The organism is Flavobacterium sp. (assembly GCF_043720215.1).
Classification (GTDB): Bacteria; Bacteroidota; Bacteroidia; order Flavobacteriales; family Flavobacteriaceae; genus Flavobacterium.
Map to the genome: position 1 here is coordinate 24189 of NZ_JAYSSZ010000153.1, position 6000 is coordinate 30188.

The following is a 6000-nucleotide window of genomic DNA, read 5'->3' on the forward strand; positions in this document are numbered from 1 at the left end:
TATAATTTTTGTTACAAAGGTAATAAATATAACACAATAGTTATAGTCTTATTTTTTAAATTTTAGGAATTTTGCAATAACAAAAAGTTCTCGAGAAACATACTTTGTTACAAACTAAAAATGTTTAATTTTAACAATTAAAAAAATGAATTTAGAAAATTTAAATTTAGTTGAGCTGAGTGCTCAAGAAGTAAATGAGATTGAAGGGGGACTATGGTGGGTGCCAATTTTGGGAGCATATTTAGCTTGGGAAATAGTCGGAAATCCGTCAGCATCATGGGCAGCTTTTCAAGCTGGATATAATAGTAATCCATAAACAAATAAAATAAATAAATAAAAAATGGAAATCAATAAATTTGAATTTGAAGAATTAAGCACTAAAGATTTATTAACAATTGAAGGCGGAAGTGAAATCTCCGACATGTTTTGTTATGCTTGTGGTGTTGTAGCACATGGATTTATGGTTTTTGCTACCGAAGGTGGCAACAATGCTGGTTTATGTGTACGCTAATATAGGAATAAGAGCTGTGATTTTCATTACAGCTCTTTTTTTCAAATAGAAATATGATTTTTAGAAAAAAAGCAACCGCTCTTTTAGTTATACTTTTTATTTACAATTTTATTGTAAATAGTTATTATAGACCTTTTATATATAAGAATAATATTAATGATTTTGGCTTTGCAGATGTTGGCAATAACTTTATTTTTATTCCTTCAATTTATTTGTTATTTTTTTTATTCCGAAATAAGTTTTTCTTCTCAAAATATAAGGATATAATCTTCCATCTTCTTTTTTTAAGTTTTATTGAGTTCCTTTCCGCTTTTATACCCCACTTGGGCACATATGATTTTAAAGATATTTGCGCACTTGCTTTTGGTTCTATATTTATTTTACTTTTCATGAAATTCTGTATGACAAATGAGAACTAAAATATACTTTCAAATAAAAAAAAAGTTTTTTTTACATGTACTTTTGTTGTCTGTATGTTTCATTTTTTGGAATATTGCTTCTACTTTATTCATAAATAAGTTTACAGGAATCAAGCTTGGGTCTGAAAATAAATTTGATTCTAACCTTGAAGCATTTTTTGTTGCAATTGTTTTTGCTCCAATTTTTGAAACATTACTTTTTCAATTCTTGATTATTTATCAAACACATGAAAGTTACAAAGGGAAATATGTTAAGCAATTGTCAATTTTTATATCATCAGTACTTTTTGGACTATCCCATTTTTATAGTATTTACTATGTTTTATTTGCACTTGTTGCGGGCTATATTTTAGCAACTAGTTTTTATTATTTTAAAGAGAAAACTAATTATTTGTCAGCGATATTTTACATCACGTTAGTTCATTTATTATCAAATTTATTTGTGTTTATTGTCAAAATATACGAGTCTTAAAGTCTGTAAATACTTTTATTTGTTTTAATTAGTTAAAATTCTCCAAATCCAAAATAAATCTACATAAATAAAAAATATATCTCGCTTTTTTTTAAATAGTATTTCATGTTTTTTATCATCTTATTCATAACAATTTATTTTAAATAAGATGATTTAGTTATAAATTTTACGTTTAAGTTATTGTAAATTATTCTTTAATTTCTTTCTTTTGCAAAAAAAACATACTTCATGAACTTCAGTTCAGACCCTGTAAACAATCTCGAAAATCTTATTGCTAAAAACAAAACCAAAAGTATTTCTATATACTTGGTGGTGGTTTTGTCAATAATCCTTTTTCTAATTTCATTACCTATTATAAAACTAGACATTAGCAGCCAGAGTCGTGGTATGATTCGCAGTAAAACTGATAATGTGCCAGTAACTACCATTGTAAGCGGTCGTATAACTTGGCTGTCACTAAAAAACAATGCCTTTGTAGAAAAAGGCGATACCATCATAAAAATTTCTAAAGAAAGCTTGGCTACTCAAAAAAGTACGCAAGATACTTTGCAATCGTCAGTCGCGCTATTACTTGCTGATGTTTCCAACTTAATAAACGGCAATACAAACTTGCAAACCTCTACCGCAAGAGAGGAATTTTACAAATACCAATCTCGCAAAAACGAACTACAAAGCAAAGTAGCGCAAGCACAAGCCAATTACAATCGCAACAAAACCTTGTTCGACAAAGACGTAATTGCAAAAGCCGAGTACGAGAAGTTTGTGTACGAGTTGCAATTTGCCAAACAAGCCTTGAAAAGTTATACCAGCCAGCAAAAAGCCACTTGGGAAAACCAAAAGCGAGAACTACAAACCCAACTCAAAAATGGCAACGGAACGATTGCTAAAATAAAGGTTGAGGAAAATAACTATGTTGTTCTCGCTCCTATTTCTGGCACCATAGAAAACTTTACGGGTTTGCAAGTAGGTTCGTTTGTAAATGCTTCGCAACCTATTGCAAATATCTCATCAGTAGATAATCTAATTGTAGAAACTACCGTTTCTCCTAACGACATTGGTTTGATTAGAAAGAATCAAACTGTAAAATTTCAAATAGATGCTTTCAATTATAACCAATGGGGATTGCTTGAAGGCAAAGTTATAGAAATAGACAAGAATATTACATTACAAGAAAACCAAGCATTTTTTAAAGTGCGATGTAGTTTAAATTCTAAAACAATGCAACTTGGCTCGGGTTACAAAACAACTGTTTCTAAAGGCATGACGCTAACAACTCGTTATATAATTACTAGACGGAGTTTGTTTGATTTGTTGTTTGATAAAGTAGACGACTGGCTCAATCCAAAAACAATTACGAATTAAAAATTACGAATTACTAAAGTAAAATGATTTGTTAATTTTCAAAATAGCTTAAAGCCTACTGCTTAGAGCATAAAGCAAAATAAATGGCATCAATAAAAATAAAACAACATGATATTAAAGATTGCGGTGCTGCTTGTTTGGCTTCTATTGGAAATCATTACAAGATTAATTTGCCTATAGCGAGAATACGTCAATATGCTAATACCGACAAACGAGGTACTAATGTTTTAGGCATTATAGAAGCCGCAGAAAAAATGGGATTTACTGCCAAAGGCGTAAAAGGTGGTTTTGATGCTTTAGATAAAATACCACTTCCTGCCATTGCTCATGTGGTGGTAAAAGAACAGTTGCACCATTATGCGGTTGTTTATAAAGTCGAAAAGTCAAAAGTCGAAAGTCAATCTACAATAACCGTGATGGATCCTGCATTTGGAAAAATGGAAACCTATACATTTGAAGAATTTAAAAAAATATGGACTGGCGTTTTAGTCTTGTTTGCTCCAAACGATGATTTTAAGATTTACAACGAAAAAACGTCTCCTGTAAAACGCTTTTGGCATTTGGTGCAACCACATAAAACCATTCTCATTCAAGCTTTGGTTGGTGCTATCGTTTTTACAGTTTTAGGACTGGCGATGTCTATTTACATTCAGAAAATAACCGATTATGTTTTAGTAGAAGGAAACCGAAACTTACTTAATTTGTTAAGCGTTTCTATGATTGGCATTATTTTATTACAAGCCTATATTGGTTCTAAAAAAAGTGTTTTTGTCATGAAAACAGGACAATTGATAGATGCAAAATTAATTCTAGGCTATTACAAACATTTACTTCATTTGCCACAACGCTTTTTCGACACCATGCAAATTGGCGAGATTACTTCACGGATAAGTGATGCTGTAAAAATACGGTCATTTATAAATGAAGTAGCTATAGAAATGATTGTCAATGTTTTTATTGTTATTTTTTCATTTACATTAATGTTTACGTATTATTGGAAATTGGCTTTGGTTATCTTGCTCGTTATTCCTTTTTATGCTTTTATTTATTTTTTACTCAATAAATTTAACAAAAAAGTAGAACGAAAAATCATGGAAAATGCTGCCGATTTGCAAACGCAACTCGTAGAAAGCGTCACGCACATTAGAACCGTAAAAGAATTTGGAATTGAAGATTTCTCTAATCTCAAAACAGAAAATAGATTTGTAAAATTATTATTTACGACTTATAAATCGGGTTTAAATGGTGTTTTTGCTGGAACATCGACACAGTTTTTAGCTTCTACTTTTACCGTTATTTTAATGTGGATTGGGTCAGGATATGTAATTGATAGAGAAATTACGCCAGGAGAATTATTTTCGTTTTATGCTTTGATTGGTTATTTTACTTCGCCTGTTGCTTCCTTGATTGGCATGAACAAAACCGCACAAAATGCAATGATTGCGGCCGATAGACTTTTTGAAATCATGGACTTAGAACGGGAAGAAACCGAAAACAAAATAGAACTAGAAAAAGAAAAAATAGGTGATATAAAATTTGAGAATGTAACGTTTAGATATGGTTCCAGAACCGAAGTATTCAAAAATTTTAATGCTATTTTCAAAAAAAATGAAACTACAGCTATTGTTGGAGAAAGCGGTAGTGGTAAAACGACTTTGATTTCACTTTTGCAAAATTTATATCCTATAAAAGAAGGAAAAATTTATATTGGCGATTATGATGCAAATTATATTCACTACAAAAGTTTGAGAAATTCTATCGGTGTTATTCCGCAGCAGTTGAATTTATTTTCTGGAAACATCATCGAAAATATTGCTTTGGGAGATTCGTTTCCCAACGTGCAAAGAATTTTAGAATTGTCTAAACAAATAGGGATAACTGAATTTGTAGAGAAACTTCCCAATGGTTTCGAAACACAAATAGGCGAAAATGGCGCTATGCTTTCTGGCGGACAAAAACAACGCATTGCAATTGCAAGAGCGTTATACAAAAACCCTGAAATTTTATTAATGGACGAAGCTACTTCGGCTTTAGATAGTAATTCAGAACGAATTGTAAAAGAAGTGATTGATAATTTTAAATCACAAGGCAAAACTATTATTGTTATAGCCCATAGATTAAGTACTATTGCCAATGCAAATACTATTTTAGTAATGGAAAACGGAACTATTGTAGAAGAAGGAAATCATCAAAAATTATTGAACTTAAAAGGAAAATATTTTGATTTGTGGAGCAAGCAAAGTTTGGTAAATTAGAACAAGCCGTTGCAAAGAATTCTTTATTGATGTTCCGATTTTTAGCCCAGATGGAAATGGAAAGCCACGATAAACAAAATGACAAAATTTTCTAGAATTTAAAAAGCGACCAACGGAAGCTCTTTCAAATTCTTTAGAAAATTAGTTGTTTTGTTAGCGTGCTTGTAATGTACAGCTGGAATTGCTTTTGAAAATATTATTTTTTTAAAAGTCTTTCCTTAATTACATCGCAAGCTTCATCGAGCATATCATAAACTCTTTCAAAACCATCTTGTAAACCATAATAAGGATCTGGAACATCTACGTTTTCATCAGGAAATAATTCATTAAGAATGAGTTGCACTTTTGCTTTTTCATTTTCATGCGAAGCAAGTGCAATTACATCTTTATAATTCTGATTGTCCATGACATAAATATAGTCAAAATCTGCAAAATCTTGTTTCGAAAATTGACGCCCTTTTAAGGTTGAAATATCAATACCTTTTTCTTTTGCTATTTCTATAGACCTTGCATCTGGCGGATTCCCAATATGCCAATGTCCAGTTCCAGCAGAATCTACAATAAAGTCTGAAGAAAGTTTAGATCGTAAAATACCTTCGGCAAGTGGAGAACGACAAATGTTTCCCAAGCAAACCATCAATACTTTTGTAGTCATGTCTTATAGCGATAATTTTTTGTTGATATCATCAACAAATTTTTTAAATTGTTTGTCGGTAGAAACCAAGTTGTCAACGGTTTTACAAGCATGTAAAACTGTAGCGTGATCACGATCACCAATTTGAGAACCAATATTTGCTAAAGAAGCTTTGGTGTATCTTTTTGCAAAAAACATAGCCAACTGTCTTGCTTGTACTACGTGACGTTTTCGTGTTTTAGATTGTAAAATTTCTAAATCCAACTGAAAATAATCAGAAACTACTTTTTGAATGTAATCGATTGAAATTTCGCGTTTGACATTTTTGACAAATTTCTCCACAACAC

7 protein-coding genes are annotated in these 6000 nt (G+C 31.0%); 5 read left to right on the forward strand and 2 right to left on the reverse strand.

Features of this window, described 5'->3' with window-relative positions; translation table 11 throughout:
• Positions 1–145: 145 nt before the first annotated feature.
• From ACHZC3_RS07305 to ACHZC3_RS07325, 5 genes are all read left to right on the forward strand, one after another.
• Positions 146–316 (forward strand): class IIb bacteriocin, lactobin A/cerein 7B family, encoded by a 171-nt coding sequence (locus tag ACHZC3_RS07305; protein WP_394759206.1) that lies wholly within the window; start codon positions 146–148, stop codon positions 314–316.
• A 24-nt stretch (positions 317–340) separates the two neighbouring features.
• A complete protein-coding gene (locus ACHZC3_RS07310; protein ID WP_394759207.1) occupies positions 341–511 on the forward strand; it encodes a hypothetical protein in 171 nt (56 codons plus the stop codon).
• A 408-nt stretch (positions 512–919) separates the two neighbouring features.
• Positions 920–1402 carry a type II CAAX prenyl endopeptidase Rce1 family protein gene (locus ACHZC3_RS07315; protein WP_394759208.1) on the forward strand — a complete coding sequence of 161 codons (483 nt, stop codon included), beginning with the start codon at positions 920–922 and terminating at the stop codon, positions 1400–1402.
• A gap of 228 nt (positions 1403–1630) precedes the next feature.
• On the forward strand, positions 1631–2764 hold the full coding sequence (locus ACHZC3_RS07320) for an HlyD family secretion protein (protein WP_394759209.1): 1134 nt from the start codon (positions 1631–1633) through the stop codon (positions 2762–2764).
• A gap of 83 nt (positions 2765–2847) precedes the next feature.
• Complete coding sequence (locus ACHZC3_RS07325) at positions 2848–5019, forward strand: peptidase domain-containing ABC transporter (RefSeq protein WP_394759210.1); 2172 nt, start codon at positions 2848–2850, stop codon at positions 5017–5019.
• Positions 5020–5215: 196 nt separating this feature from the next.
• On the opposite strand, the gene ACHZC3_RS07330 is transcribed toward ACHZC3_RS07325, so the two are convergent.
• Entirely contained in the window at positions 5216–5674 is a 459-nt protein-coding gene (locus tag ACHZC3_RS07330; RefSeq protein WP_394759211.1) for a low molecular weight protein-tyrosine-phosphatase, read from the reverse strand.
• Positions 5675–5677: 3 nt separating this feature from the next.
• Positions 5678–6000: helix-turn-helix domain-containing protein (locus ACHZC3_RS07335; RefSeq protein WP_394759212.1), on the reverse strand; the 323-nt coding region annotated here is incomplete at its 5' end.

Coding starts and splice junctions, on each gene's coding strand:
- ACHZC3_RS07310 (WP_394759207.1), top strand. CDS start 341: ATGGAAATCAATAAATTTGAATTTGAAGAATTAAGCACTAAAGATTTA.
- ACHZC3_RS07330 (WP_394759211.1), bottom strand. CDS start 5,674: ATGACTACAAAAGTATTGATGGTTTGCTTGGGAAACATTTGTCGTTCT.
- ACHZC3_RS07320 (WP_394759209.1), top strand. CDS start 1,631: ATGAACTTCAGTTCAGACCCTGTAAACAATCTCGAAAATCTTATTGCT.
- ACHZC3_RS07315 (WP_394759208.1), top strand. CDS start 920: ATGAGAACTAAAATATACTTTCAAATAAAAAAAAAGTTTTTTTTACAT.
- ACHZC3_RS07325 (WP_394759210.1), top strand. CDS start 2,848: ATGGCATCAATAAAAATAAAACAACATGATATTAAAGATTGCGGTGCT.
- ACHZC3_RS07305 (WP_394759206.1), top strand. CDS start 146: ATGAATTTAGAAAATTTAAATTTAGTTGAGCTGAGTGCTCAAGAAGTA.